Origin of the sequence: Massilia consociata (genome assembly GCF_042432755.1) — a bacterium.
Taxonomy (GTDB): domain Bacteria; phylum Pseudomonadota; class Gammaproteobacteria; order Burkholderiales; family Burkholderiaceae_D; genus Telluria; species Telluria consociata.
This window is the reverse complement of sequence record NZ_JBHLWP010000013.1, coordinates 235,069-259,585: the sequence shown is the minus strand read 5'-3', so window position 1 is coordinate 259,585 and position 24,517 is coordinate 235,069. Positions and strand designations below refer to the sequence as shown.

At 65.5% G+C, this 24,517-nt stretch carries 22 protein-coding genes; 9 read left to right on the top strand and 13 right to left on the bottom strand.

The features are described 5' to 3' along the window. Nucleotides 1–54 precede the first annotated feature (54 nt). The 5 genes from ACFFJK_RS14485 (at nt 55) to hemW (ending at nt 4,774) form a co-directional block, all read left to right on the top strand. Nucleotides 55–1,032 (top strand): serine/threonine protein kinase, encoded by a 978-nt coding sequence (locus tag ACFFJK_RS14485; RefSeq protein ID WP_379680050.1) that lies wholly within the window; start codon nt 55–57, stop codon nt 1,030–1,032. Between the two features lie 20 nt (nt 1,033–1,052). Next, nucleotides 1,053–1,988: a PP2C family protein-serine/threonine phosphatase gene (locus ACFFJK_RS14480; protein WP_379680048.1), complete on the top strand. Its 936-nt coding sequence runs from the start codon at nt 1,053–1,055 to the stop codon at nt 1,986–1,988. Between the two features lie 37 nt (nt 1,989–2,025). Beyond that, nucleotides 2,026–2,760, top strand: a complete 735-nt coding sequence (gene rph / locus ACFFJK_RS14475) for a ribonuclease PH (protein ID WP_379680046.1) — start codon at nt 2,026–2,028, stop codon at nt 2,758–2,760. Nucleotides 2,761–2,951: 191 nt separating this feature from the next. Beyond that, nucleotides 2,952–3,536: an RdgB/HAM1 family non-canonical purine NTP pyrophosphatase gene (gene rdgB, locus ACFFJK_RS14470; protein WP_379680045.1), complete on the top strand. Its 585-nt coding sequence runs from the start codon at nt 2,952–2,954 to the stop codon at nt 3,534–3,536. Then, a complete protein-coding gene (gene hemW / locus ACFFJK_RS14465; RefSeq protein WP_379680044.1) occupies nt 3,533–4,774 on the top strand; it encodes a radical SAM family heme chaperone HemW in 1,242 nt (413 codons plus the stop codon). Before rdgB ends, hemW begins: the two co-directional genes overlap by 4 nt. A 28-nt stretch (nt 4,775–4,802) precedes the next feature. Here hemW and ACFFJK_RS14460 read toward each other — a convergent pair whose 3' ends face one another. The 4 genes from ACFFJK_RS14460 to ACFFJK_RS14445 form a co-directional block, all read right to left on the bottom strand. Beyond that, nucleotides 4,803–5,798 (bottom strand): M28 family peptidase, encoded by a 996-nt coding sequence (locus ACFFJK_RS14460; protein WP_379680042.1) that lies wholly within the window; start codon nt 5,796–5,798, stop codon nt 4,803–4,805. Nucleotides 5,799–5,981: 183 nt separating this feature from the next. Continuing rightward, on the bottom strand, nt 5,982–7,421 hold the full coding sequence (locus ACFFJK_RS14455; RefSeq protein WP_379680041.1) for an efflux transporter outer membrane subunit: 1,440 nt from the start codon (nt 7,419–7,421) through the stop codon (nt 5,982–5,984). Next, complete coding sequence (locus ACFFJK_RS14450) at nt 7,418–10,588, bottom strand: efflux RND transporter permease subunit (RefSeq protein ID WP_379680039.1); 3,171 nt, start codon at nt 10,586–10,588, stop codon at nt 7,418–7,420. Before ACFFJK_RS14450 ends, ACFFJK_RS14455 begins: the two co-directional genes overlap by 4 nt. Before the next feature lie 30 nt (nt 10,589–10,618). Next, the gene (locus tag ACFFJK_RS14445; protein ID WP_379680038.1) at nt 10,619–11,923 is read right to left on the bottom strand and encodes an efflux RND transporter periplasmic adaptor subunit; all 1,305 of its coding nucleotides are present in this window, start codon (nt 11,921–11,923) and stop codon (nt 10,619–10,621) included. A gap of 164 nt (nt 11,924–12,087) precedes the next feature. Here ACFFJK_RS14445 and ACFFJK_RS14440 point away from each other — a divergent pair, with 164 nt between their 5' ends. Next, nucleotides 12,088–12,705 (top strand): TetR family transcriptional regulator, encoded by a 618-nt coding sequence (locus ACFFJK_RS14440; RefSeq protein WP_379680037.1) that lies wholly within the window; start codon nt 12,088–12,090, stop codon nt 12,703–12,705. Between the two features lie 76 nt (nt 12,706–12,781). Here the strand turns inward: ACFFJK_RS14440 and tal are convergent, their stop codons facing one another. The 6 genes from tal to pgi all read right to left on the bottom strand — a co-directional run bounded on the left by tal (nt 12,782) and on the right by pgi (nt 19,799). Beyond that, nucleotides 12,782–13,711, bottom strand: a complete 930-nt coding sequence (gene tal, locus ACFFJK_RS14435) for a transaldolase (RefSeq protein ID WP_379680036.1) — start codon at nt 13,709–13,711, stop codon at nt 12,782–12,784. A 172-nt stretch (nt 13,712–13,883) separates the two neighbouring features. After that, nucleotides 13,884–14,384 (bottom strand): free L-methionine (R)-S-oxide reductase MsrC, encoded by a 501-nt coding sequence (gene msrC, locus ACFFJK_RS14430; protein ID WP_379680035.1) that lies wholly within the window; start codon nt 14,382–14,384, stop codon nt 13,884–13,886. Nucleotides 14,385–14,584: 200 nt separating this feature from the next. Continuing rightward, a complete protein-coding gene (locus ACFFJK_RS14425; RefSeq protein ID WP_379680033.1) occupies nt 14,585–15,439 on the bottom strand; it encodes an SIS domain-containing protein in 855 nt (284 codons plus the stop codon). Nucleotides 15,440–15,454: 15 nt separating this feature from the next. After that, nucleotides 15,455–16,924, bottom strand: a complete 1,470-nt coding sequence (gene zwf, locus ACFFJK_RS14420; RefSeq protein ID WP_379680032.1) for a glucose-6-phosphate dehydrogenase — start codon at nt 16,922–16,924, stop codon at nt 15,455–15,457. 295 nt (nt 16,925–17,219) lie between these two features. Next, nucleotides 17,220–18,119, bottom strand: a complete 900-nt coding sequence (locus ACFFJK_RS14415; RefSeq protein WP_379680030.1) for an SMP-30/gluconolactonase/LRE family protein — start codon at nt 18,117–18,119, stop codon at nt 17,220–17,222. Nucleotides 18,120–18,143: 24 nt separating this feature from the next. Next, entirely contained in the window at nt 18,144–19,799 is a 1,656-nt protein-coding gene (pgi, locus tag ACFFJK_RS14410; protein WP_379680028.1) for a glucose-6-phosphate isomerase, read from the bottom strand. Nucleotides 19,800–20,140: 341 nt separating this feature from the next. On the opposite strand from pgi, the gene edd reads away from it, so the two are divergent. The 3 genes from edd to ACFFJK_RS14395 are packed head-to-tail and all read left to right on the top strand — an operon-like array spanning nt 20,141 to nt 23,245. Then, nucleotides 20,141–22,060, top strand: coding sequence for a phosphogluconate dehydratase (gene edd, locus ACFFJK_RS14405; protein WP_379680027.1), 1,920 nt, complete (start codon nt 20,141–20,143; stop codon nt 22,058–22,060). An 8-nt stretch (nt 22,061–22,068) separates the two neighbouring features. Further along, nucleotides 22,069–22,692: a bifunctional 4-hydroxy-2-oxoglutarate aldolase/2-dehydro-3-deoxy-phosphogluconate aldolase gene (eda, locus tag ACFFJK_RS14400; protein WP_379680026.1), complete on the top strand. Its 624-nt coding sequence runs from the start codon at nt 22,069–22,071 to the stop codon at nt 22,690–22,692. Between the two features lie 7 nt (nt 22,693–22,699). Next, nucleotides 22,700–23,245: a Rhs element Vgr protein gene (locus ACFFJK_RS14395; RefSeq protein ID WP_379680024.1), complete on the top strand. Its 546-nt coding sequence runs from the start codon at nt 22,700–22,702 to the stop codon at nt 23,243–23,245. Here ACFFJK_RS14395 and ACFFJK_RS14390 read toward each other — a convergent pair whose 3' ends face one another. From ACFFJK_RS14390 to ACFFJK_RS14380, 3 genes are read right to left on the bottom strand one after another with little or no spacing between them, the layout of a single operon-like run. Next, complete coding sequence (locus tag ACFFJK_RS14390) at nt 23,246–23,428, bottom strand: hypothetical protein (RefSeq protein WP_379680023.1); 183 nt, start codon at nt 23,426–23,428, stop codon at nt 23,246–23,248. Beyond that, complete coding sequence (locus ACFFJK_RS14385) at nt 23,425–23,853, bottom strand: hypothetical protein (RefSeq protein ID WP_379680022.1); 429 nt, start codon at nt 23,851–23,853, stop codon at nt 23,425–23,427. The genes ACFFJK_RS14390 and ACFFJK_RS14385 overlap by 4 nt, the downstream gene beginning before the upstream one ends. Nucleotides 23,854–23,864: 11 nt before the next feature. Beyond that, nucleotides 23,865–24,509, bottom strand: a complete 645-nt coding sequence (locus ACFFJK_RS14380; protein ID WP_379680021.1) for an Hcp family type VI secretion system effector — start codon at nt 24,507–24,509, stop codon at nt 23,865–23,867. Nucleotides 24,510–24,517 lie beyond the last annotated feature (8 nt).

Here is a 24,517-nt window from a genome sequence, read left to right as displayed (position 1 = left end):
CAAATCCGATATTTATCCCACACAATCGTCCTGTTACGCAAGGAAACTTCCTGGATGGCCGCACAGAATAACGCACCCCTGCCCGATGGCCTGGAAATTGCCGGATATCGCATTGTAAAGAAAATTGCGTCCGGCGGGTTCAGTATTGTTTATCTGGCATATGACGGCGAAGGCAACGCGGTCGCCATCAAGGAATACCTGCCCAGCCAGCTCGCCTTGCGGGCGCCGGGCGAGCTGGTACCGGTGGTTTCGAAGCCGAATCTACCGGTATTCCGCATCGGCCTGAAGTGCTTTTTCGAGGAGGGGCGGGCGCTGGCGCGCATCGTCCATCCGAACGTCGTGCGCGTCGTGAACTTCTTCCGCGCCCACGACACCGTGTACATGGTGATGGCCTACGAATCCGGCGTCACGCTGCAGGAACACATCGCGCGCCTGCACGCGAAAGGCAGCCGCATGAACGAGGCCTCGCTGCGCCAGCTGTTCAACGGCGTGTGCGCCGGCGTGCGCGAGGTGCACGCCAACAAGCTGCTGCACCTCGACCTCAAGCCGGCCAACATCTACCTGCGCACGGACGGTTCGCCCCTGCTGCTCGACTTCGGCGCGGCACGCCAGACCATCAACATCGACGTGCCGATGCTGGCGCCCATGTACACGCCGGGCTTCGCGGCGCCGGAACTGTACAGCAAGGCGGCCGCGCTCGGCCCCTGGACCGACATCTACAGCATCGGCGCGGCCATGTACGCCTGCATGACGCGCTCGATGCCGCAGCCGGTCGACGCGCGCAGGACCGACGACAGGACCGACGCCGCGCTCGCGAAGCTGGAAGGCGTCTATTCTCCCGAACTGGTGGACATGGTACGTTCGTGCATGGCGCTCGACCCGCTCGCGCGCCTGCAGAGCGTGTTCGCGATGCAGAAGGTGCTGCAGGCGGCCCCGGCGGCGGCGCAGTCCGGGGAAGCACCGGCGCCGCGTGCGGGCGGCTGGCGCGGCATCGTCGGGCGCATCGGCATCGGGCGCAAGGTGCGCAGCTAACGCGATTCGAAGGAGCGAACATGCAGTTTTCCGTCTACCAGCAGACCCACATCGGCGGGCGCAAGGTCAACCAGGACCGCATGGGCTACAGCTTCACGCGCGATGCGCTGCTGCTGGTGCTCGCGGACGGCATGGGCGGCCACATGCGTGGCGAAATCGCGGCGACCATCGCGCTGCAGACCCTGTCGATGATGTTCCGCATGCAGGCGCGCCCCTACGTGAAGAAGCCCGAGCGCTTCCTGGAAGAGGCCCTGCAGCAGGCGCACTGGGACATCCTGGCCTACGCCGAGGCGAACAAGTTGCCCGAGACGCCGCGCACCACGGTGGTCGCCTGCCTGGTGCAGCACAACTGCGCCGTGTGGGCGCACTGCGGCGATTCGCGCCTGTACTGGGTGCGCCGCAACCAGGTGCTGGCGCGCACGCGCGACCACTCGCACCTGGAATACCTGATCGCCAAGGGCAGGGCGACGGAGGCCCAGCGCAACACCCACCCGGACCGCAACAAGCTGTACAACTGCCTCGGCGCCAGCCAGGAACCGAAGATCGAGCTGTCGCGCCAGGCCAGCCTGGAACCGGGCGACACGCTGCTGCTGTGCTCCGACGGCCTGTGGTCGATGCTGCCGGAAACCGAGATCGTGCACCGGCTGTCCACCAGTACCATCGTGCAGGCGGTGCCGGACATGGTGTCGATGGCCGCGGCGATCGGCGGCGCGCGGGCCGACAACACGACCGCGCTCGCGATCACCTGGCAGGGCGCGCACGCCGCGCCCGACGTCCCCAACCTGATCTCGACCCAGATGCTGCCCGAGGACGAAGTCAGCTCGACGATCACGGCCGGGGCACCCCTGCCGGGCGGAGCGGACGCACTACGCGACGCCTTCGACGAGGACGAGATCGAACGCGCGATTGCCGAGATCCGCGAGGCGATCGAGAAATCGTCGCAGCTGCTCAAATAACCCGAATCATCCAGACCATCACAATATAAGGCTTCCCATGACGTTTGAACAACGCCCGAGCGGGCGCGCAGTCGACCAGTTGCGCACCATCCGCATCACCCGCCAGTACACCAAGCATGCCGAAGGTTCGGTGCTGATCGAATGCGGCGACACCAAGGTGATCTGCACCGCCAGCATCGAAGAGAAGGTGCCGGGCTTCCTGAAGGGCAGGGGGCAGGGCTGGCTGACGGCGGAATACGGCATGCTGCCGCGTTCGACGCATACGCGCATGGACCGCGAAGCCGCGCGCGGCAAGCAGACCGGCCGCACCCAGGAAATCCAGCGCCTGATCGGCCGCTCGCTGCGCGCCGCGTTCGACCTGGAAGCGTTCGGCGAGCGCACCCTGCACCTGGACTGCGACGTGATCCAGGCCGACGGCGGCACGCGCACGGCATCGATCACCGGCGCCATGGTGGCCGCCTACGACGCCTTCCAGGCGCTGGCGGCGCAGGGCATCCTGCCCGTGGTGCCGGTCAAGCACTTCGTGGCGGCGATCTCGGTCGGCGTGTACCAGGGCACCCCGGTGCTGGACCTGGACTATGTCGAGGATTCGGCTTGCGATACCGACATGAACATCGTGATGACGGAGACCGGGCATTTCATCGAGGTGCAGGGGACCGCCGAGGGCGCGGCCTTCGACCGGGCCGGCATGAACCGCCTGCTGGACCTGGGGCAGCAGGGGATCGCGGAGTTGATCAGGTTGCAGAAGCAGTCGCTGGGGCTGGTCGGCTGATCTGCTTGCCCGACTTCGGACGAAAAATTGGTTCCCGGCCTGCGCCGGGATGACCGCTCATCGTCAAGCGGTACTCTCAATACGTCGTTCCGGCGAAGGACGGAACCCGATTTCGTACCGCAGCCCCGCAGCATGCTTTAGCCTGAAGCGCTAAAATACCCACCCTCCGCAGCAAACACCCCCGAGCCCCCATGACCCAACGCCTGATTCTCGCCTCCAACAACGCCGGCAAACTGAAGGAATTCGCCCAGCTCCTCGAACCCATCGGCTTCGAGCTGCACCCGCAGGGCGAATTCAATGTCCCGGAAGCGGAAGAGCCCTTCGGCACCTTCGTGGAAAACGCGCTCGCCAAGGCGCGCCATGCGTCGCGCCTGACCGGCCTGCCGGCACTCGCCGACGACTCGGGCGTGTGCGTCCACGCGCTCGGCGGCGCGCCCGGTGTCCATTCGGCGCGCTTCGCCGGCGAGCCGAAATCCGACGCCCGCAACAACGACAAGCTGGTGGCCGACCTCACCAGGCACGCCGACAAGTCGGCCTATTACTACTGCGTGCTGGTCTACGTGCGCCACGCCGACGACCCGCAACCGGTCATCGCCGACGGCATGTGGCACGGCGAGATCATCGATACGCCGCGCGGCGCCAACGGCTTCGGCTACGACCCGCACTTCCTGATTCCCTCGCTCGGCAAGACCACCGCCGAACTCGAGCCAGCCGTCAAGAACGCGCACTCGCACCGTGGCAAGGCCCTGCGCGCACTGGTGGAAAAACTGAAATGATCCCGATCAAAGTCGCCGGCCTCGGCGCGAACGCGAGCGAGCCGCGCTCGCCCGCCACCGCCGCCCTGCAGTACCTGCAGCCCGGGGCGCTGAACCTCGCGGCCCTGCCGCCGCTGTCGCTCTATATCCACTTCCCGTGGTGCGTGCGCAAGTGCCCATATTGCGATTTCAATTCGCACGAGGCCAAGGGGGAATTGCCGGAGAAGGAGTACCTCGACGCCGTGCGCCTGGACCTGGAGCAGTCGCTGCCGCTGATCTGGGGCCGCAAGATCCACACGGTCTTCATCGGCGGCGGCACGCCGAGCCTGATGTCGGCTGCAGGGCTGGACCGCCTGCTGTCGGACGTGCGCACGCTGCTGCCGTTGGAAGTCGGCGCCGAGATCACGATGGAAGCCAACCCGGGCACCTTCGAGGCCGAGCGCTTCAAGTCCTACCGCGACAGCGGCATCAACCGCCTGTCGATCGGGATCCAGAGTTTCAACGGCGCCCACCTGAAGGCGCTGGGCCGCATCCACGACGAAGCCGAGGCCCTGCGCGCGGTGGAGATCGCATGCTCTACTTTTGAGAACTTCAACCTCGACCTGATGTTCGCGCTGCCGGCGCAAACGCTCGAGGAGGCACGGCGCGACCTCTCGATGGCGCTGTCCTTCGCCCCGCCGCACCTGTCGATGTACCACCTGACGATGGAGCCGAACACGGTGTTCGCGAAGTATCCGCCGACCCTGCCGGACGACGATACGAGCGCCGACATGCAGGACATGATCCTGGAAGCCACCGCCGCGGCGGGATACGAACACTATGAGGTGTCGGCCTATGCCCAGCCGGGAAAGCGCGCCAGGCACAACCTGAACTACTGGACCTTCGGCGACTACCTCGGCATCGGCGCCGGGGCGCATTCGAAGATCTCGTTCCCGCACCGCGTGCTGCGCCAGGCGCGCTACAAGCAGCCGGGTTCCTTCATCGAAGCCGCCAGGCGCGGCAACCCGGTGCAGGAAGAGCACGAGATCGCGCGCGCCGACATGGGCTTCGAGTTCATGCTCAATGCGTTGCGCCTGACCGAAGGTTTTGATCCGAACCTGTTTGGCGAACGCACCGGCATGAACATCAGCGCCATCACCAGGGCACTGAACGAGGCGGAAAGCAAGGGGCTGCTCTACCGCGATCACAAGCTGGTCAAGCCGACCGAGCTGGGCCAGCGCTTCCTGAACGACCTGCAGGAGATGTTCCTGGGTTCGTAGGTGGCCGGGTGGACCCGATCCCGCAGGATCAGGTCCGCGCCGCGCCCGCCAGCGACTCGATCGTGCGCGCCAGCCCCTTGACCACCCGCGCCATGCTCGCGTAATCGAGCTTGTCCGGCGTATCCGCGGCGGTGTGGTAGTAGGGATAACGCATGAACGCGGTATCCGTGATCATCAGGGCTGGATAGCCGTGCCGGTTGTAGGAAGAATGGTCCGACAGGGTCACGCCCATCACGTGCGCCGGTGCCGCCAGCCCTTCCGCCGGGAAATCGGACTGCGCCTTGAATGCCGCCAGTGCCTGCCGCACCAGCGCCGACGACTCCAGCGTGCCCACGAAGGCGATGAAGTTGCCGGTGCTCGGATAATGCTTTTCGAGTCCCGGCGGCAGTTTCTGGCTGTTGGGCGCATCCGAATACCAGCCGATGGTTTCGAGGATCAGCGCCCCCGCCACCTTGTGCCCGGCCGCCTTCAGCTCGCGCGCATGCTGCATGCTGCCCATCTCCTCGCCCATGAAGAAGGGCGGTTCCTCGTTGACGAAGAAGACGAACTTTACCTCGGTGCCGCGGCTCGGCTGCATGGTCTTGAGCAGGCGCGCCAGTTCGAGCACGGCCGCCGTACCGCTGCCGTTGTCGTTGGCGCCCGGCGCGCCGCGCGCGGAGTCGTAGTGGGCGCCGACGATGAAGATGCGCTCGGGCCGCGCGCCCGGCGCCGTGTTCGAGACCGAGACTTCGATGTTGCGCACCTTCTGGCCGTCGGCTTCGTACTCCTGCCGGCGCAACCCGTAGCCGTAGCCCTGCAGCGTGGTTTCGATGTGGCGCGCGGCCTTTTCGAGTTCGCGCGGGGTGGCGGTGTTGTGTTCCTTGCTGGCGATCGCCTGCACGTGCGACTTCAGGCGCACCGAGAGGTCCGGGGACGAGGAAGGGGCGGGGCTGGCTGAGTCGGTTTCCATGGTCAAGGTGGCCAGCGCGATCGCAAGCAGGATCGCGATGATGACTTTCCAGTGTGATCGAGCGAATTTGCGCATGGCTGAGGGGCTGGGCGCCTTTCAACTGGTCTGGCTTCCAGTGTAGCCATCTTGTCAAAACGATGGCGACTCAATTCCGCGTTTCAATTCCACATCGTCGCCTGCGCTCCGGCGCGGACTGGCGCGGCGCAAAAAAAAGCCGGGCTGCGCACAGCCCGGCTTCCTGGATGAGCGACGAACGGCTCAGCGCGCCGCCACCGGCGCCGCCGGCTCGGTCCACCCGCCGCCCAGCACGCGGTACAGCGTGACCTGGTTCTGCAGGCGCTGCAGGTTGGCCTGCACCGCCTGCTGCTGCGCCTGGAACAGCGAACGCTGGGCGTCGAGCAGTTCGAGGTAGCTGGCTGCGCCGTTGCGGTAGCGCAGGTCGGCCAGGCTGAAGCGGTCGGCTTCCGCTTCGGCCACCGCACGCTGGGCGCGCAGCTGCTCGCTGAAGGTCGACTGGCCGGCCAGCGCGTCCGCCACTTCGCGGAACGCGGTCTGGATCGAGCGTTCGTACTGCGCCACGGCGATGTCGCGCTGCGCCCGGGCGCTGCCCAGCACGGCGGTGTTGCGGCCGTAGTCGAAGATCGGCAGGATCGCCTGCGGGGCGAAGGTCCAGCCGAACGAGCCGCTTTCGAACAGGCCCGACAGTTCGGTGCTGGCGCTGCCGACGCTGCCGGTCAGCGAGATGCGCGGGAAGAAGTTCGCGCGCGCCGCGCCGATGTTGGCGTTGGCTGCGATCAGCTGCTGCTCGGCCGAACGGATGTCCGGGCGGTTGGCCAGCAGGTCCGAGGGCAGGCCGGCCGGCAGGTCAGGCAGATCGGTCGAGGCCAGGGTGGCGCCGGCCGGCACGGTATCCGGGACCGGGGCGCCGACCAGCAGCGTGAGCAGGTTGATGTCCTGCGCGCGCTGGCGCTGCGTCGCGGCCAGGGTGGCCAGTGCGGTCTCGACCAGCGAGCGCGCCTGCTGCAGTTCGAAGCGCGAGGCCACGCCGTTGTCGAAGCGCAGCTGGGTCAGGCGCATCGACTCCTGGCGCGTGACCAGCGTCTGCTGGGTAATGCGCAGCAGCTCTTCGTCGGCCAGCAGCTGCAGGTAGGCGTTGGCCACCGACGAGACCAGGCTGATCTGCGTGGCCTTGCGCGCCTCTTCGGTTGCCAGGAACTGCGCCAGCGCCGCCTCGGACAGGTTGCGCACGCGGCCGAACAGGTCGAGCTCGAACGCGGTGACCGAGAGGCCGGACTGGTACAGGCTCGTGACCGGCTGGTCTTCGCCGGTGCTCTGGCGCTGCCCGCCGATGCCCAGGCCCACCGACGGCAGGCGCTCGGCGCGCTGGATCCTGAACTGCGCGCGCGCCTGCTCGATGTTGGCGATCGCGATGCGCAGGTCACGGTTGTTGACGAGCGCCTGCTCGATCAGGCCGTGCAGGCGCGGATCCGGGAAGAAGCGCTGCCAGGCCAGCGTCGCCGGGGCTTCGTTGGTCGCCGAGGCGGCAGGGGTGCCCGCGGCCTTCGGCATCTCGGGGAAGCTTTGCGTCACCGGGGCTTGCGGGCGCTCGTACTTCGGCGCCAGGGACATGCAGCCCGCCAGGGTCATCGCCAGCGCCAGCGGCACCAGCGGAGTCAGTTTTTTCATCTTGTCGATCATTTGTGTTCCTCAACTGCCGGAGTAGCGGGGGTATCGTTGTCGACTTCATGCGCATACATCTTGCGCTGGCGGTCGCTGCCCTTGAAGAGCTTGCGCACCACCACGAAGAACAGCGGCACGAACAGCACGCCAAGCGTGGAAGCCGTAATCATACCGCCCATGACGCCGGTACCGATCGCGCGCTGCGATGCCGAGCCCGCGCCGCCTGCCAGCACCAGCGGCGTCACGCCGAGGATGAAGGCCAGCGAGGTCATGATGATCGGACGGAAGCGCAGGTGGGCCGCCTCGATCGCCGCTTCCATCGGCGACTTGCCCTGCGCCTGCAGGTCCTTCGCGAATTCGATGATCAGGACCGCGTTCTTCGCCGCCAGGCCGATGATGGTCACCAGGCCGATCTTGAAGTACACGTCGTTCGGGTAGCCCCGCATCATGGCCGCCAGCACGGCGCCCAGGATACCGAACGGCACCACCAGCAGCACCGACACCGGGATCGACCAGCTTTCATACAGCGCAGCCAGGGCCAGGAAGATCGCCAGCAGCGAGAACGCCATCAGGATGCCCATGGTGCCGCCGGAAAGCTGCTCTTCGCGCGACTGGCCGGTCCATTCGAAGGCGAAGCCGGGCGGCAGCTGGCCTGCCAGGCGCTCCATCTCGGCCAGCGCGTCGCCGGTCGAATAGCCCGGCTTGGCGTCACCGGAGATGCTCATGGCCGGATAGCCGTTGTAGCGCAGTGTCTGCATCGGGCCGGTGACCCAGCGCGTGCTTGCGAACGAGGACAGCGGCACCGGCTCGCCCTGCGCGTTGATCGCGTTCAGGCGCAGCAGGTCGTCCGGCTGCATGCGGGCGCTCGCTTCGGCCTGCACCACCACGCGCTGCAGGCGCCCTGCGTTCGGGAAGTCGTTCACGTAGGACGAACCCAGTGCGGTCGAGATCGCGCTGTTGATCGCATCAAAACTCACGCCCAGGGCCTGCGCCTTGTCGCGATCGATGTCGAGCCTGACCTGCGGCGCGTCTTCCAGGCCTTCCGGACGCACGCCGGCCAGGACCGGGCTCTGCGCGGCCATGCCGAGCAGCTGGTTGCGGGCCGCCAGCAGGGCTTCGTGGCCGTTGCCGCCGCGGTCCTGCAGGCGGAAGCTGAAGCCGGTGCCGCGGCCCAGTTCCGGGATCGGCGGCGGCGACAGCGCGAAGATGAAGGCGTCGCGCACGCCCGACAGGCCGCCCATGATGCGGTTGGCCACGGCCTGGGCGCTCGAGTCTTCGCCCTTGCGGTCTTCCCAGTCCTTCAGGGGGATGAAGGCCAGGGCCATGTTCTGGCCGGCGCCCGAGAACGAGAAGCCCAGCACGCTGACCATGTTGGCCACTTCCGGCTGCTTCATGATGAAGTTCTCGGCGGTGCGCATCACCTCGTTGGTGCGTTCGAGCGTGGCGCCCGGCGGCAGCTGGATGTTGGCGATCACGTAGCCCTGGTCTTCGTTCGGCAGGAACGAATTCGGCATGCGGGTGAACAGCAGGGCGACCAGGCCGCACACCAGCACGAAAGCGACGATCGCGCGGCCCGAGCCGCGGATCAGCTTGCCGACCCAGCCTTCATAGCCCTTGGCGGTCTTGGCGAAGTTGCGGTTGAACCAGCCGAAGAAGCCGCGCTTCTCGTGGTGGTGGCCGGCCTGGACCGGCTTGAGCAGGTGCGCGCACAGGGCCGGCGTCAGCGACAGCGCCAGGAAGGCCGAGAAGGCGATCGAGGACACCATGACGACCGCGAACTGGCGGTAGATGTTACCCACCGCACCGCCGAAGAAGGCCAGCGGCACGAACACCGACATCAGGACCACGGTCACGCCGATGATGGCGCCCGAGATCTGGCCCATGGCCTTGCGGGTTGCCTGCAGCGGCGGCAGGCCTTCCTCGCTCATGATGCGTTCGACGTTCTCGACCACCACGATGGCGTCGTCGACCACGATACCGATCACCAGCACCATGCCGAACATGGTCAGCACGTTGATGGAATAGCCCAGCGCCAGCAGCGTGGCGAGCGAACCGAGCAGCGCCACCGGCACCACGATGGTCGGGATGATCGTGTAGCGGAAATTCTGCAGGAACAGGTACATCACCAGGAACACCAGTACGACCGCTTCGATCAGGGTGTGCACGACCTGCGTGATCGAGATGTCGATGAACTTCGAGCTGTCGAACGGCACGGTGACCTTCATCCCAGGCGGGAAGAACTTCGACAGTTCCTCGACGCGCTCGCGCACCAGGCGCGCGGTTTCCAGCGCGTTGCCCGACGGCGCCAGCTGCACGCCGATACCGGTGGACGGCTGGCCGTTCAGGCGCGCCGAGGTGGAATAGGCCTGGCCGCCGATCTCGATGCGGGCCACGTCCTTCAGGCGGACGGTCGAGCCGTCCGGGTTCGCGCGCAGCACGATGTTGCCGAACTGCTCGACGGTCGAGAGCTGCCCGGTGACCACCACGGTCGCGGTGATTTCCTGGCCGGCCGCCAGCGGCAGTTCGCCGATGGTGCCCGAGGCCACCTGGGCGTTCTGGCTGCGGATCGCGTTGTTGACGTCGGCCGGGGACAGGCGGAAGCCCACCAGCTTGGCCGGGTCGATCCAGACGCGCATGGCGCGCTCGGTGCCGAACAGCTGCGCGGTACCGACGCCCTTGATGCGCTGGATCTCGGGCAGGACCGTGCGCGAGGCGTAGTCGCCCAGCCTGATCGGGTCCCAGGCCGGATCGTCCGACGACAGGATGGTAAACAGCAGGAAGTTCGCGCGCACCTTGTCGACGCGCACGCCCTGCTGGTTCACCGCCGCCGGCAGGCGCGGGGCCGCGCGCGACAGGCGGTTCTGCACGTCCACCTGCGCGAGCTCCGGGTCGGTGCCGGTCTCGAAGGTCAGGGTGATCGAGCCGCTGCCGTTGGCGGTGCTGCTCGATTCCATGTAGATGAGGCCTGGCGAACCGTTCATCTCGCGTTCGATGACGGAGATGACCGAGTCTTCCAGGGTCTGGGCCGACGCGCCCGGATAGGCGGCGTTGATCACGATCGATGGCGGGGCCACGTTCGGATACTGGGCGATCGGCAGCTGGGTGATCGAAACCGCGCCGATCACCATGATGAACAGCGCGATCACCCAGGCGAAAATAGGGCGGTCAATGAAAAAACGTGCCATTGGAGTATTCCTGTTCTTTTCCTGCGACGCTTATCGGCGACTCGTACCGGCGGCCGGGGTGGCGCTGGTGGTGGAGCCGGACGGCGCCGAAGCAGGCACCTGGCCGGCCGTTTCCGCCGCGGCGGCAGCGGTCGCGGCCGCAGCCGGCGCCTGGGCGCCGGCCTGCTGCTTCGGCTGCCATGCCACTGCCTTGACCGGCGTGCCTGGCGGCATCATCTGCAGCTTCTGGAAGCCATCGACCATCACGCGCTCGCCTTCCTTCAGGCCGTCGGTGACGACCCAGTCGGAACCCTGCTGCGAAGCGATCTTGACGGTGCGCTGCGCCGGCTTGTTGTCCGGGCCGACGACCATCAGGGTGTCGCCCTGGGGGCCGCCGCGGGTGACGGCCTGCTGCGGCACCAGGATGCCGTTCGGCAGCTGGGCCTGCGCCACGCGCACGCGCACGTACTGGCCCGGCAGCAGGGCGTTGTCCGGGTTCGGTACCTGGGCACGCAGGGTGACCTGGCCGGTGCCCGGGTCGACGGTGACGTCCGAGAACAGCAGGCGGCCGCGGGTCGGCAGTTCGGTGCCGTCGTCCAGCATCACGGTGACCGGCACGTCCTTGGCGGAACCGTTGCCGCCGGATTGCCTGCGCAGGCGCTGCAGTTCGGTCGCCGACTGGGTGATGTTCAGGTACATCGGGTTGGTCTGCTGGATCAGCGCCAGTTCGGTGGCCTGGGCGGCCGAGACGAGGGCGCCTTCGGTCACCAGCGCGCGGCCGATGCGGCCGGAGATCGGCGCAGCGACGTTGGCATAGCCCGAATTGATCTGCGCGATGCGGGCCTGTGCGCGCGCGGCCGCCAGTGCGGCTTCGGCCTGCTTCTGGGCGGCGACGGCGTTGGTGTATTCCTGCTTGCTGACGGCATTCGCCTCGACCAGCGGCTTGTAGCGCTCTGCAAGGGCGGCGGCCTGGTTCAGGGTCGCCTGGGCGCGGCCGACTTCGGCCTGGGCCGCAGCCAGTTGCGCCTGGTAAGGCGCCGGGTCGATCTGGTACAGGGACTGGCCCTGCTTGACTTCGCTGCCCTCGGTAAACAGGCGCTTGAGCACGACGCCGTCGACGCGGGCGCGGACCTGGGCGGTGCGCACCGGTTCGGCGCGGGCAGGCAGTTCGGTCTGCAAGGCGACCGGTTCGAATCTGGTAGTGATGACGCCCACTTCCGGCGGCGGCATCTGGCCTCCTGCGCCGCCGGCGCCAGGGGCGGCGTCTTTGTTGCCGCAGGCCGACAACAGGGTCACGGCCACGAGCGTGGCGGCAGCGATCCGGGTCAGGGAAAGGGAGGAGTGGTCTGAGCGCATTACGTATGCTTCCTTCTCATTATTAATCAGCGACCTCGCGACAACCTTGCACCGACCCTTGGACCGCACTCGAATTGTCACTGGCTTTTACGAACAGTTTTATATACTATCACGGATGTATGTTTAGTGTTGGAGAGCCCCCTCAAATGGCGGGGGCGTAAAAAATGGCACGTAAAACCAAAGCGGAAGCTGCTGCGACCCGCGACAGCATCCTCGACGCTGCAGAGAAGTTGTTTGCTGAACAAGGCGTTTCGCGCACGACCTTGCAGCATATCGCAAGCGCCGCGGGTGCGACGCGCGGCGCGATCTATTGGCATTTCCTCGACAAGGGGGCCTTGTTCAATGCCATGATGGACCGCGCAAAGTTGCCGATGGACGAGGCGGTGAAGCTGCTCGACCAGCGCGAGCTGGCCGACCCGCTGCAATGCCTGCGCGACGAGATGATGACGGTGATGCGGATCATCGTTGAAGACTCGAAGTCGCGCCGTGTATTCGAGATCGCCATGCTGAAGACGGAATTCGTGGACGAGGTCGAGTCGTTCCGCACGCGCCGGCGCGAATCGATCGCGCTCTGGCAGGAGCGGATGGAAGGCTTCCTGGAGCAGGCCCGGGAAAAAGGCATGTTGCGTCCTGGCGTGAGCACCCGGACGGCTGCGATGGGCGGCTGGATCACGGTTGACGGCCTGATCCGCAACTGGATCTTCGAGCCGACGGCCTTCGATTTGCTGGAGGTAGGCGGGCAGGTGATCGATACCTACCTGGCCGGGTTGCGCGCTGGCTGAGCCGCGGGTTTCGTAGGGTGGCCGGCGAAGCCGGCCGCCCTACAAAAAAGCGCGCTGTGAAAAGCGCGCTTTTGTCTTACTTCATCTCTTCGATCATCTTCTTCAGCTTGATCGAGTCGGCGACGAAGGCGCGGATGCCTTCGGCCAGCTTCTCGGTCGCCATCGCGTCTTCGTTCAGCATGAAGCGGAAGGTTTTCTCGTCCACGCCGATCTTCTCGATGTCGATGTTGGCGTCGGTGGTCAGCTTGCGCTCGACCGGCGCGTCGCTGTCGGCCAGCTTCTGCAGCAGGTCCGGCGAGATGGTGAGCAGGTCGCAGCCGCTGAGCTCCAGGATCTGCGAGGTATTGCGGAAGCTCGCGCCCATGACTTCGGTTTGATAGCCGAACTTGCGGTAGTACTGGTGGATGCGCTTGACCGACTGCACGCCCGGATCGTCGGCGCCCTGGTACTCGGTGCCGGTCGACTTCTTGTACCAGTCGTAGATACGGCCGACGAACGGCGAGATCAGCTTGACGCCGGCTTCGGCGCAGGCCACGGCCTGGCACAGCGAGAACAGCAGGGTCAGGTTGCAGTGGATGCCTTCCTTTTCCAGGATCTCGGCGGCGCGGATGCCTTCCCAGGTCGACGCGATCTTGATCAGGACGCGCTCGCGCGACACGCCGGCCTTCTCGTACAGGGCGATCAGCTCGCGGCCCTTGGCCACTGTCGCTTCGGTGTCGAAGGACAGGGCGGCATCGATCTCGGTCGAGACGCGGCCAGGCACGTACTTCAGGATTTCGACGCCGAAGGCGATCAGGAGGCTGTCGACGATGGCATCAAGCGATGCGTCGGGCGCGTCGGCGATGGCCTTTTCCAGCAGCGGGCGGTATTCCGGCTTCTGCACGGCCTTCAGGATCAGCGACGGGTTGGTGGTCGCATCCTGCGGCGCATAGGCCTTGATCGACTGGAAGTCGCCGGTGTCGGCGACCACGGTGGTGTACTGCTTGAGCTGTTCGAGTTGGTTCATGGTCGTGGTGTCGAGTAGTAGAGCTATGAATCTTGGGAGTGGCTGCGGTGAGGAAACTGGATTCCCGCCTGCGCGGGAATGACGTGCTTATTTGAGCGGCGCGAGCACACATCCGTAGCCCGCAGCTGCAACACCGTCGTTCCCGCGAAGGCGGGAACCCAGTTTCAGCACATCAAGCGAAATCGGTGCCGTCGATGAACGCGGCAAGCATCTCTTCCAGCCCGGCGCGGTCCTCTTCCGAGAAACGGTCCGGCGTCGGGCTGTCGATATCGAACACGCCCAGCAGCACGCCATCCTTGATCACCGGAATGACGATCTCCGAGCTTGAAGCCGAATCGCAGGCGATATGGCCCGGGAAGGCATGCACGTCCGGCACGACGATGGTCTTGCGCTCGACGGCGCTGGTGCCGCAGACGCCGCGCCCGAAGGGGATGCGGGCGCAGGCCGGCTTGCCCTGGAACGGGCCGACCAGCAGGTCGTTGCCGTCGCCCTTGCGCGCCGGGACGGTGAAGTAGAAACCGGCCCAGTTCAGGTCGGCGAGGGTGTCGTAGACGAGGGCGGAGAACTGGGCGGCGTTCGCCATCAGGTTGCGTTCGCCTTCCAGGACGCTCTCGACCTGGCGTACCAGCAGGGGATAGTCGGGACGGGAGCTGCGTTCGGGATTGATGTGCATTGGCGTGGCCCGGGATGCATTGGAAACCCGTTATTTTACACCTGTGGCGGGTTTGGGCGCGCTGCGGCTGCTCCGCTGACATTGGATTCCCGCCTGCGCGGGAATGACGTGCGAACTGAGCGTCCGGATGACAGGTTTCCGGCATGAACACTAAACCGTCGCTCCCGCGCAGGCGGGAGCCTGGTTTTGCCTGAACAGCATCAGCCGATAAACGAATCGAACTGCATATCGAACTCCTGCAGCGCCTTCTGCGCGTTCTGCATCTTCTTGCGGAACTCCGGCCCGCGCTGCAGCGCCAGCCCCACGGCCAGCACGTCGATCACGACCAGGTAGGCCAGGCGCGCCGAGATCGGCGTGTACGGGTCGATCGCGAACACCAGGTCGATCGGGATGAACAGCGTCGCGATCTCCGCCAGCGGCGTGCCCGAGGGCGCCAGCACGATCACGTCGGCGCCGCCGCGGCGCGCCAGCTTGGCCGAGCGCGTCAGCGCCGGGTTGTTGCCGCGCTGAGAGATCGCCACCACCGCGTCGCCTTCGCGCAGCAGCGCCGCCGCGATCGAGTGGATCGCCGGGTCGGTGTAGGCCACCGTGGGCACGCCCGAGCGGAAGAACTTGTGCTGGGCGTCGGCTGCCACGAAGCCCGACGAGCCCTGGCCGTAGAACTCGATCTTGTTGGCGCGCGACAGGATGTCGAGCGCCTTCTGGACCAGTTCCGGCTTGAGGTTGTTGCGCAGGTCGAGCAGGGTGTTGATCGAGCGGCTGCAGATCTTGTTGACCAGGTCGGACGCCAGGTCGTCCGGCGCCGGCTGCTCGTTGGCGCCCGGCAGCGCCAGCGCCAGGCCCTGCGCCAGTTTCAGCTTGAACTCGTGCCAGCCGTCGTAGCCCAGCGTGCGGCAGAAGCGCACCACGGTGGGCTCGGACACCTGGGCGCTCTTGGCCAGCGCCGTGATGTTCTGGCTCACCGTGTTGGCAGGCGCGGCCAGCACGGCGAGGGCCACCTTGCGCTCGGATTTCGAGAGCGTGTCGAGCTGGGTGCGGATGGAATCGAGCAGCATGTCAGTCAGTATCCATCAATCTTCCGGCAGCACTTCTTCGCGCCACTGCAGGCCGTCGCGGCCGATCAGTGCGCTCGAGGCGGCCGGGCCCCAGGTGCCCGAGGTGTAGGGCACCGGCGCGGTGTCGCTTTGCTCCCAGTGCTCCAGGATCGGCTCGACCCATTCCCAGGCCGCTTCCAGCTCGTCGCCGCGCATGAACAGGGTCAGCTGGCCGCGCAGCACGTCCACCAGCAGGCGCTCGTAGGCTTCCATGCGCGGGCTCTTGAACTGCTCGCGGAAGTCGAGTTCGAGTTCGGCCTGCTTCAGGCGCATGCTGTCGCCCGGGGTCTTGGCCATCAGGTTCATCGACAGGCCCTCGTCCGGCTGCAGGCGGATCACCAGGCTGTTCGGCTGGAAGCTCGACGTCGGCTGGTTGAAGATCGAATGCGGGATCGGTTTGAAGCGCACCACGATCTCGGCCAGGCGGTCGGCCATGCGCTTGCCGGTACGCAGGTAGAAGGGCACGCCGGCCCAGCGCCAGGTATCGATCTCGGCCTTCATGGCCACGAAGGTTTCGGTGCGCGAGCCTTTCGGCGCGCCCGGCTCCTCGCGGTAGCCCGGCACCGGCTGGCCGTCCACGAAGCCGTTGCGGTACTGGCCGCGCACGATGTTCTGCGACAGCGTGGTCGGCGTGAAGCGCTTGAGCGAGCGCAGCACCTGCAGCTTGGCGTCGCGCACGGCGTCCGGCGCGATCGAGGTCGGCGGCTCCATGGCGACGATGCACAGCAGCTGCAGCAGGTGGTTCTGCAGCATGTCGCGCAGCGCGCCCGAGGTGTCGTAGTAGCCCAGGCGGTTGCCCACGCCGATCTTCTCGGCGATGGTGATCTGCACGTCCGAGATCCACTCGCGGCGCCACAGCGGCTCGAACAGGATGTTCCCGAAGCGCAGGGCCAGCAGGTTCTGCACGGTTTCCTTGCCCAGGTAGTGGTCGATCCGGTAGATCTGCGACTCCGAGAAGACCTTGCCGACATCCAGGTTGATCTGCTTGGCCGAGGCCAGGTCGCGGCCCAGCGGCTTTTCCAGCACCACGCGCGAGTTCGGCGTCGCCAGCCTGGAGGCGGCCAGGTTGTCGCAGATGGTCGCGAACAGGTGCGGCGGGGTGGCCAGGTAGTAGACGCGGGTCAGCGACGGGTCCTTGCGCAGCACTTCCACCAGCGGGGCATAGGTGGCCACGTCGGTGGCGTTCAGCGCCACGTAGACGATGCGCTTCAGGAAGCGCTGCCAGCTTTCCTCGGCCGGCGGCTCCTTGATGTGCGGCTTGGAATTCGTCTCGACCGTCTTCAGGAATTCCTCCTGCGTCGCCTCGTCGCGGCCGACGCAGATGATGCGGGCGCTGTCGGGCAGGTCGTTGCAGACGTCGCGCGAGTACATCGCAGGGAGCAGCTTGCGCATCGCAAGGTCGCCGCTGCCGCCGAAGAAGACGAGATCGAAATCGGAAAGAGCCATAGGAATCGTGGAAAGAGAGGATTGAAAGCGTTCGTGTAAATTTACTACACAGATATGCGCTTAGCAAGAAAATCTACTACGGAATGGCTGAGCTGAACGCCGGATTGCCGTGCGTAGGGTGGGCGGCTCCACCCGGCGATGCGATTACCCGCGCTGCGAACGCTGCCCACGCGGTGATCGTTCGCAGCGAGATCATCCGTCCCCGCAGCGGAGCCACAAACGATCATCCCACGTCCGCGCACGCCGAGGGCGCGAGGCGATCTTCACGCAGGTGCAACCGCCCCCTGCGTGAAGATCAGCGGTGCACGTACTCCGGCTCCTCGCGCCCCGCCACGTCGACGCGGATCGACAGCACCTTGCCGCTGAGCGGATACTGCGCCAGCTCTTCCTCCGAGCGGCCATGGCTGGCGCTGGTGATGTAGAGCGTGCGCAGGTCCGCCCCGCCGAAGGCGACCGAGGTCGGGCAGCGCACCGGCAGCGCGATCTCGCGCAGGATCTCGCCGTCAGGAGACAGGCGCAGCACGCGTCCGCCTTCGAACATCGCCACCCAGTAGGCGCCTTCGCTGTCGACCGTGGCGCCGTCCGGCCGGCCGCCGTAATCCGGAGCCGATTTATCGAGCGAGAAGGTCTTGATGGTGCGCCCGTTCGCATGCACGCCGGTCGCCGGGTCGTAGTCGTAGCAATCGATCCGGTGCGTCGTGGTATCGGCATGGAACATCGTGCGGCCGTCCAGGCTCCAGGCCAGGCCGTTCGAATTGGTCATGTTGCCGGCCCAGGCGCGGCGCAGCTGGCCGCGCTCGAGCACGTACATCTCGGCCGCCGGCTGGTCGCGCGGCTCGTACATGGTGCCGATCCAGAAGCGGCCCGCCGGGTCGACGCGGCCGTCGTTGAAGCGGACCTTCGACGTGTCGTAGGGCGCGTCGATGAGCGGGGTTTCCTTGCCGCTGGTGGTGTTCAGGCAGATCAGGCCCGAGCGCAGCGAGACGATCAGGTTGTTGTCGCCGTCGACCGCCAGCGCCGAGGGCTCCGAGCCCATCTTCCAGTAGGTGAACTTGCCGCTGGCCGGGTGGACGCGGTTGACCGTGTAGCCGTTGATGTCCACCCAGTACAGCGCCGACTCGACCTCGTGCCAGGTGGCTGCCTCGCCGACGAGCATCGGCGCGTCGTGCACCACTTCGAATTTATCCTTTGCCATGTGTGTAGTATGAGCCTGGTTGGTTCAGAAAGCGGCCTTGGCGCGGGCGATCAGGCCGTTGGTGGAGCTGTCGTGCAGGTTCGGCTGCGGTTCGCCCGCCAGCTCGGCCTCGATCTTCTTGGCCAGCACCTTACCGAGCTCGACGCCCCATTGGTCGAAGCTGTTGACATTCCAGATCACGCCCTGCACGAAGGTCTTGTGCTCGTACAGCGCGATCAGGGCGCCCAGCGTGGACGGGGTCAGGCGCTCCATCAGGATGGTGTTGCTCGGACGGTTGCCCGGGAAGGTCTTGTGCGGCGCCAGGCGCTCGACTTCCTCGGGCGGCAGGCCCTGTGCCTGCAGGTCTGCGCGCACTTCAATGATGGTCTTGCCCTTCATGAAGGCTTCCGACTGCGCGAAGCAGTTCGCCAGCAGGGCGGTATGGTGGTGTTCCATCTCGTGCGCGGGGCGCAGGGCGGCGATGAAGTCGATCGGGGTCAGGTCGGTGCCCTGGTGCAGCAACTGGAAGTAGGCATGCTGGCCGTTGGTGCCGGGCTCGCCCCAGATCGCCGGGCAGGTCGGCGTATCGACCGGATCGCCGTCGCGCGTGACGGACTTGCCGTTGCTCTCCATGTCGAGCTGCTGCAGGTAGGCCGGGAAGCGGTTCAGGTCCTGGTGGTAGGGCGCGATCGTGACCGAGTGCGCATCCAGGAACTCGCGGTTCCAGAAGCCGACCAGGGCCAGGATCATCGGCATGTTCTGCTCGATGGGCGCGGTGCGGAAGTGCTCGTCCATGGCGTGGGCGCCGGCCAGGAAATCGCTGAAGTAGCCGAAGCCGACCGCCAGCGCCACCGGCAGGCCGATGGCCGACCATACCGAATAGCGGCCGCCGACCCAGTCCCAGAACGGGAACATGTTGGCCGGGTCGATGCCGAAGGTCTTGATGGCCTCGGTATTGGTCGAGACGGCGACGAAATGCTTGGCCAAGGCCTCTTCCGGTGCATGGCCCAGGAACCAGGCGCGCGCGGTCTGCGCGTTCATCATGGTCTCGGCGGTGGTGAAGGTCTTGGAGGCGACGATGAACAGCGTCGTCTCCGGATTCACCTGCCCGAGTGCCGCGTCCATGTCGTGGCCGTCCACGTTGGACACGAAATGCATCCGCAGGCGCGGATGGGCGTAATGGCGCAGCGCCAGCACGACCATCTTCGGGCCCAGGTCCGAGCCGCCGATGCCGATGTTGACGATATCCGTGATCGGCTTGCCGGTATGGCCGAGCCATTCGCCGCTGCGCACCGCGTCGGTGAAGGTGCGGATACGGTCGAGCACCGCGTGCACGTCGGCATTCACGTCCTGGCCGTCGACGACCAATTGGGCGCCGCGCGGCGCGCGCAGGGCGGTGTGCAGGACGGCGCGGTTCTCGGTGTTGTTGATGCGTTCGCCCTCGAACATCGCGTCGCGGCGCTGCTCGACGCCACGCTCGCGCGCAAGCGCCGCCAGCAGTTCAAGCGTGCGCCCGTTGAGACGATTTTTTGAATAGTCTAGGAACAGCCCCGCACCCTCGACCGACAGGCGCTCGAAGCGCTGCGGATCGGCCGCGAACAGGTCGCGCATCTGCCAGTCTTCGGCATCGATGGCATGGGTTTCAAGGGCCTGGAAGCTGGCGGTGCTGGTCAGGGATAGGGTCGATGAAGGCTGGCGCATGGGGTCAGTGTCGATGAGCGGTGTCGATGAGACAATGTTGGCAATAGCAGATTATCGAATAATACAGGAAGGCGACGTAAATTCACTACACAAAATGATGTCGCTTTGGTAGGGTGGGCGGGTTCCCCGCCCGCGCGTTCAACAAGCGTTTGCGTATTTGAGTAAGCTTTGTGATCCGTGACCGGGACTTGAACGCGTGGGCGGGAGACCCGCTCAACCTACGAAAAACGGTGCCAATGCCTCGGCCGGACGCCGCCGGCACTGGCTGGTCGAAGCCCCTCCCTGCACCCCATATAAATCTGTAGTAAAATTTCAGATACCAAATTTACGAAGGAACGATCATGGCGCTGCACCCCGTAGTCGAACAGGTAACGAACCGGATCATCAAGCGAAGCCGTCCCTCGCGCGCGGCCTACCTCGCGCATCTCGAAGCCGCCCGCGTCCAGGGCGTGCAGCGCGGGTCGCTGTCGTGCACGAACCTCGCGCACGGCTTCGCCGCGTTCCCGGCCAACGACAAGCTCAAGCTGCGCGAGTACAAGCAGCCGTCGGTGGCCATCGTCTCGTCCTACAACGACATGCTGTCGGCGCACCAGCCCTTCGAGTACTTCCCGAAAGTGATCAAGGAAGCCGTGCGCGAAATCGGCGCCGTGGCCCAGTTCGCGGGCGGCGTGCCGGCCATGTGTGACGGCGTCACGCAAGGCCAGCCGGGCATGGAACTGTCGCTGTTCTCGCGCGACACCATCGCGATGGCGACCGCCGTGGCGATGTCGCACAACATGTTCGACGCCGGCCTGTACCTGGGCATCTGCGACAAGATCGTGCCGGGCCTGCTCATCGGCGCGCTGCACTTCGGCCATATCCCGGGCATCTTCGTGCCGGGTGGCCCGATGACATCGGGCATCTCGAACAAGGAAAAGGCCGCCATCCGCCAGCGCTATGCAAAAGGCGAAGCCACCCGCGAGGAACTGCTGGAAGGCGAATCGGCCTCGTACCACGGCGCCGGCACCTGCACCTTCTACGGCACCGCCAACAGCAACCAGATGCTGATGGAGATGATGGGCCTGCACATGCCGGGCGCCGCCTTCATCACCCCGGGCACGCCGCTGCGCGACGCGCTCACCAAAGCCGCCGCCCAGCAGGCCGTGAAGATCTCCCAGCAGGGTGGTGAGTACATGCCGATCGGCCGCATCGTCGACGAGAAGAGCATCGTCAACGCCATCGTCGCGCTGCACGCGACCGGCGGCTCGACCAACCACACGCTGCACCTGGTGGCGATCGCGCGCGCGGCCGGCATCGTCATCGACTGGAACGACTTCGACGAACTGTCGAAAGTGGTGCCCTCGCTCACCAGGATCTACCCGAACGGCGAAGCCGACGTGAACCACTTCCAGGCCGCCGGCGGCCCGGGCTTCGTGATCCGCGAACTCCTGGATGCCGGCCTGGCGCACGAAGACGTCAACACCATCCTCGGCCACGGCCTGCGCGCGCACTGCAAGGAGCCGTTCCTGGACGAGAACGACAAGGTGGTATGGCGCGACGTTCCGGCGCAGAGCGGCGACGAAGCCGTGCTGCGCCCGGCAAGCAACCCGTTCGCCAACAACGGCGGCATGGTGCTGGTGCAGGGTAACCTGGGCCGCGCCGTGATGAAGATCTCGGCCGTCAAGCCGGACTACCACCTGGTGGAAGCGCCGGCCATCACCTTCGACTCGCAGGAAGACTTCATGGTGCGCTACAAGGCCGGCGAGCTTGAGCGCGACTTCGTGGCCGTGATCCGCTTCCAGGGCCCGCGCGCCAACGGCATGCCGGAACTGCACGCCTTGACCCCGGCGCTGTCGAACCTGCAGGATGCCGGCTTCAAGGTGGCGATGGTGACCGACGGTCGCATGTCGGGCGCCTCGGGCAAGGTGCCGGCGGCGATCCACGTGTCGCCGGAAATCCTGGCCGGCGGCCCGCTCGGCCTGGTACGCGACGGCGACATCATCCGCGTCGATGCGGCGGGCGGCACGCTGGACGCGCTGGTGCCGGACGAAGTATGGGCGGCGCGCAGCATGGCGACGGCCGACCTGTCGAAGAGCCACATCGGCATGGGCCGCGAGCTGTTCGCGATGTTCCGCAGTAACTCGAGCCCGGCAGAGGAGGGCGCCGCTACCTTCCCGCTGCCGTCGCCGATCCCCACCACCGTACCGCTGCATGAAGGCATGCATCCCGAGGAAGGCATGCCCGGTTCGGACGAAGACTTTCTCTTTAGGACGCAGAAATAATGGGACAAATGAGCTTACTTGAAATCATGCGCTCGGCGAGCGTCATCCCCGTCATCGCCATCGACGACCCGGCGCACGCGGTGCCATTGGCAAAAGCCCTGGTGGCGGGCGGCATCCGCGTGCTGGAAGTGACGCTGCGCACCGAGCACGGGCTGCAGGCGATCCGCGACATGAGCAGCGTCGAAGGCGCCATCGTCGGCGTCGGCACGCTCACCCAGCCGCACGAATTCGAGGCGGCGCGCGATGCGGGCGCCGTATTCGGCGTCTCGCCGGGCCTGACCGCCGCCATGATCGAGGCAGCGAAAAAGAGCGGCCTGCCGCTGCTGCCGGGCGTGATGACCCCGTCGGAAGTAATGGCGGCGCGCGAGCACGGCTTCAAGCAGCTCAAGCTGTTCCCGGCGGTGCCGGCGGGCGGCGTCGGCATGCTGAACGCCATCGCCGGCCCGCTGCCGGACGTGACCTTCTGCCCGACCGGCGGCATCTCGATCGAGACCGCGCCGAAGTTCCTGGCCTGCAAGAACGTGGCCTGCGTGGGCGGTTCCTGGCTGACGCCGAAGGACCTGATCGCTGCCGGACAGTGGGATCAGATCACCGAACTGGCGAAAGCGGCGGCCGCGCTGCGTGCTGCTTGAGCGTTCCATGAAAAGACCTCGTTCCCGGCCCCTGACCGAGAACGAGATCGCGATGGCGTCGCTGCTGTTTCGCGACGCCATCGACTACAGCCGCGTCCGTATTCACGGCCGGCGCTACATGCCCTTCCAGCCGAAGAACTGCTGCATGACGCCGAACGGCAGCATGTACTTTCATTCGTCCTGTTTTCTTCCCGACTATACCCGCGGCGATCCCGGGGCGATCCACTGGTTCATGCATGAGATGGTGCATGTGTGGCAGCACCAACTGGGGTATCCGGTGCGCTTGCGCGGTGCGGTGCGGCTTGGTCTTCCCTACGCCTATACCCTCCACGAAGAGGCCACGCTGGCGGACTACAACATGGAGGCGCAGGGCGATCTGCTGGCCGATTACTTCGTGCTGAAGTTCTTGAAGAAGCCGCAGGCGATGCGGCAGCAGCAGTACCGCGACAGTCTGGACTTGTATGAGCGGGTACTCGAGCGGTTTCTCGCGCATCCGGAAAGCCGGCGGAATTTGCATCGCGGGCCTGCACGCTGGCTGACATCGCGCGTCTAATCAGCTGCGACGGCCCCGTAGCGTCAACACCAGTGCTGCGACGACTGCTGAGCCGATGAAAGAGCAGACGATGATGTTATAAGCCTTGTCGAGATTCATACCCGGATCGAGAAAGATTATAGAAGCCCAAACAAGTACAGCTATCAACAAGGCGATGCCAAGCGAAATGAATGTGGTTCTCATGCGAATGGCTCCGCAATAGGACAATTGAAATACTGTCCGGCTTTACTACCGCCTGCCCGCACAACTTCTTCCGCAAAGGAAGTGCAGTTATGAGCTACAGCGCCCCATAGCCATGGCTTTTGCATCAGTTCATGCAGCTTGTCATGCGCCCCTTTAGGATTGGGCAGTTTGATCGTCCAGCGGCGAATTTCACGCTTGCCGTTCTCTTTCAAGTAACGTATATAGTTACTCTCAGGCATCCACTTAGGTAGTTTATAGGGTCCTGCAATGTGGACGTACCAACTCCAGCTTTCACCGACGTGCAGTAGCGTATGGCCGCATGCATTGAACCCGCTCCCTGTCACAATGACGGCACAAACGTGCTGGAAGTCACGTTCTTCCAGCGGGCAGAGAATTATTGCTGCGCCTTCGTAAGGCTGGGACATATCGCCTCCGGTTAGCACACTTTATGGGCTGAACAATCCCAGCTACCCGACGTATTACCCTGCGTGCCGCCCCTGATGGACTGCTTCGAATAATTCCAACGGATTTTGGCGTACGCTAGCTGCACCCGCTCTGTGATGATTCCGCCATCGCCACTATCCGGCGTGATGCTGGCGATCATTACGTTTTCCAGTTCGATCCTAAAGTACGTGATCGGCTTTCCGTCGCCGTCAGCCCGCATGAACTCGAAAGAAGCTTTGGGAATGGTTTTCCCGGTGGCGCAGGTTTGCAGCAAGATGGGGGAGGCTATGTCAGCAAGTTTGCTGAAGCTAATCGGGTACAGATCGGCTCGCCCGGTGGTATGCCCGCCTGCGGTCGAAACTACCTCGGCTCTCGGCTGGTGGACCGCGTAGAGGACGTTGTTCACTTCAATCCAATTGCGGTGCCGTTCGTCTTCGGACTCTCCATTAATCCCGTCTATTTTCAAATAAGCATCACTAGCCATTCCTGTCTCCGTTGTGAGTTGGGCAAGTGGTGATTCTTGCTTGAGCGTATCGGGTGGAAGTTGGCTTGAAACAGGATGCGGGACGACGAAAATCAACCGGGCTGGTCCTTGCGTAGCCTTGGCCTTCACGCTGGCTGGCATATCGTCTTGCACGTCCCACC

Excerpts from the sequence above, each read along its gene's own strand:
- ACFFJK_RS14455 (WP_379680041.1), bottom strand. The coding sequence starts at position 7,421 with ATGATCGACAAGATGAAAAAACTGACTCCGCTGGTGCCGCTGGCGCTG.
- rdgB (WP_379680045.1), top strand. The coding sequence starts at position 2,952 with ATGACCCAACGCCTGATTCTCGCCTCCAACAACGCCGGCAAACTGAAG.
- ACFFJK_RS14415 (WP_379680030.1), bottom strand. The coding sequence starts at position 18,119 with ATGGCAAAGGATAAATTCGAAGTGGTGCACGACGCGCCGATGCTCGTC.
- pgi (WP_379680028.1), bottom strand. The coding sequence starts at position 19,799 with ATGCGCCAGCCTTCATCGACCCTATCCCTGACCAGCACCGCCAGCTTC.
- ACFFJK_RS14445 (WP_379680038.1), bottom strand. The coding sequence starts at position 11,923 with ATGCGCTCAGACCACTCCTCCCTTTCCCTGACCCGGATCGCTGCCGCC.
- ACFFJK_RS14395 (WP_379680024.1), top strand. The coding sequence starts at position 22,700 with ATGAAAAGACCTCGTTCCCGGCCCCTGACCGAGAACGAGATCGCGATG.
- ACFFJK_RS14480 (WP_379680048.1), top strand. The coding sequence starts at position 1,053 with ATGCAGTTTTCCGTCTACCAGCAGACCCACATCGGCGGGCGCAAGGTC.
- zwf (WP_379680032.1), bottom strand. The coding sequence starts at position 16,924 with ATGGCTCTTTCCGATTTCGATCTCGTCTTCTTCGGCGGCAGCGGCGAC.
- edd (WP_379680027.1), top strand. The coding sequence starts at position 20,141 with ATGGCGCTGCACCCCGTAGTCGAACAGGTAACGAACCGGATCATCAAG.
- msrC (WP_379680035.1), bottom strand. The coding sequence starts at position 14,384 with ATGCACATCAATCCCGAACGCAGCTCCCGTCCCGACTATCCCCTGCTG.
- ACFFJK_RS14390 (WP_379680023.1), bottom strand. The coding sequence starts at position 23,428 with ATGAGAACCACATTCATTTCGCTTGGCATCGCCTTGTTGATAGCTGTA.
- ACFFJK_RS14485 (WP_379680050.1), top strand. The coding sequence starts at position 55 with ATGGCCGCACAGAATAACGCACCCCTGCCCGATGGCCTGGAAATTGCC.
- eda (WP_379680026.1), top strand. The coding sequence starts at position 22,069 with ATGAGCTTACTTGAAATCATGCGCTCGGCGAGCGTCATCCCCGTCATC.
- ACFFJK_RS14440 (WP_379680037.1), top strand. The coding sequence starts at position 12,088 with ATGGCACGTAAAACCAAAGCGGAAGCTGCTGCGACCCGCGACAGCATC.
- ACFFJK_RS14460 (WP_379680042.1), bottom strand. The coding sequence starts at position 5,798 with ATGCGCAAATTCGCTCGATCACACTGGAAAGTCATCATCGCGATCCTG.
- tal (WP_379680036.1), bottom strand. The coding sequence starts at position 13,711 with ATGAACCAACTCGAACAGCTCAAGCAGTACACCACCGTGGTCGCCGAC.
- ACFFJK_RS14450 (WP_379680039.1), bottom strand. The coding sequence starts at position 10,588 with ATGGCACGTTTTTTCATTGACCGCCCTATTTTCGCCTGGGTGATCGCG.
- hemW (WP_379680044.1), top strand. The coding sequence starts at position 3,533 with ATGATCCCGATCAAAGTCGCCGGCCTCGGCGCGAACGCGAGCGAGCCG.
- ACFFJK_RS14385 (WP_379680022.1), bottom strand. The coding sequence starts at position 23,853 with ATGTCCCAGCCTTACGAAGGCGCAGCAATAATTCTCTGCCCGCTGGAA.
- ACFFJK_RS14425 (WP_379680033.1), bottom strand. The coding sequence starts at position 15,439 with ATGCTGCTCGATTCCATCCGCACCCAGCTCGACACGCTCTCGAAATCC.
- rph (WP_379680046.1), top strand. The coding sequence starts at position 2,026 with ATGACGTTTGAACAACGCCCGAGCGGGCGCGCAGTCGACCAGTTGCGC.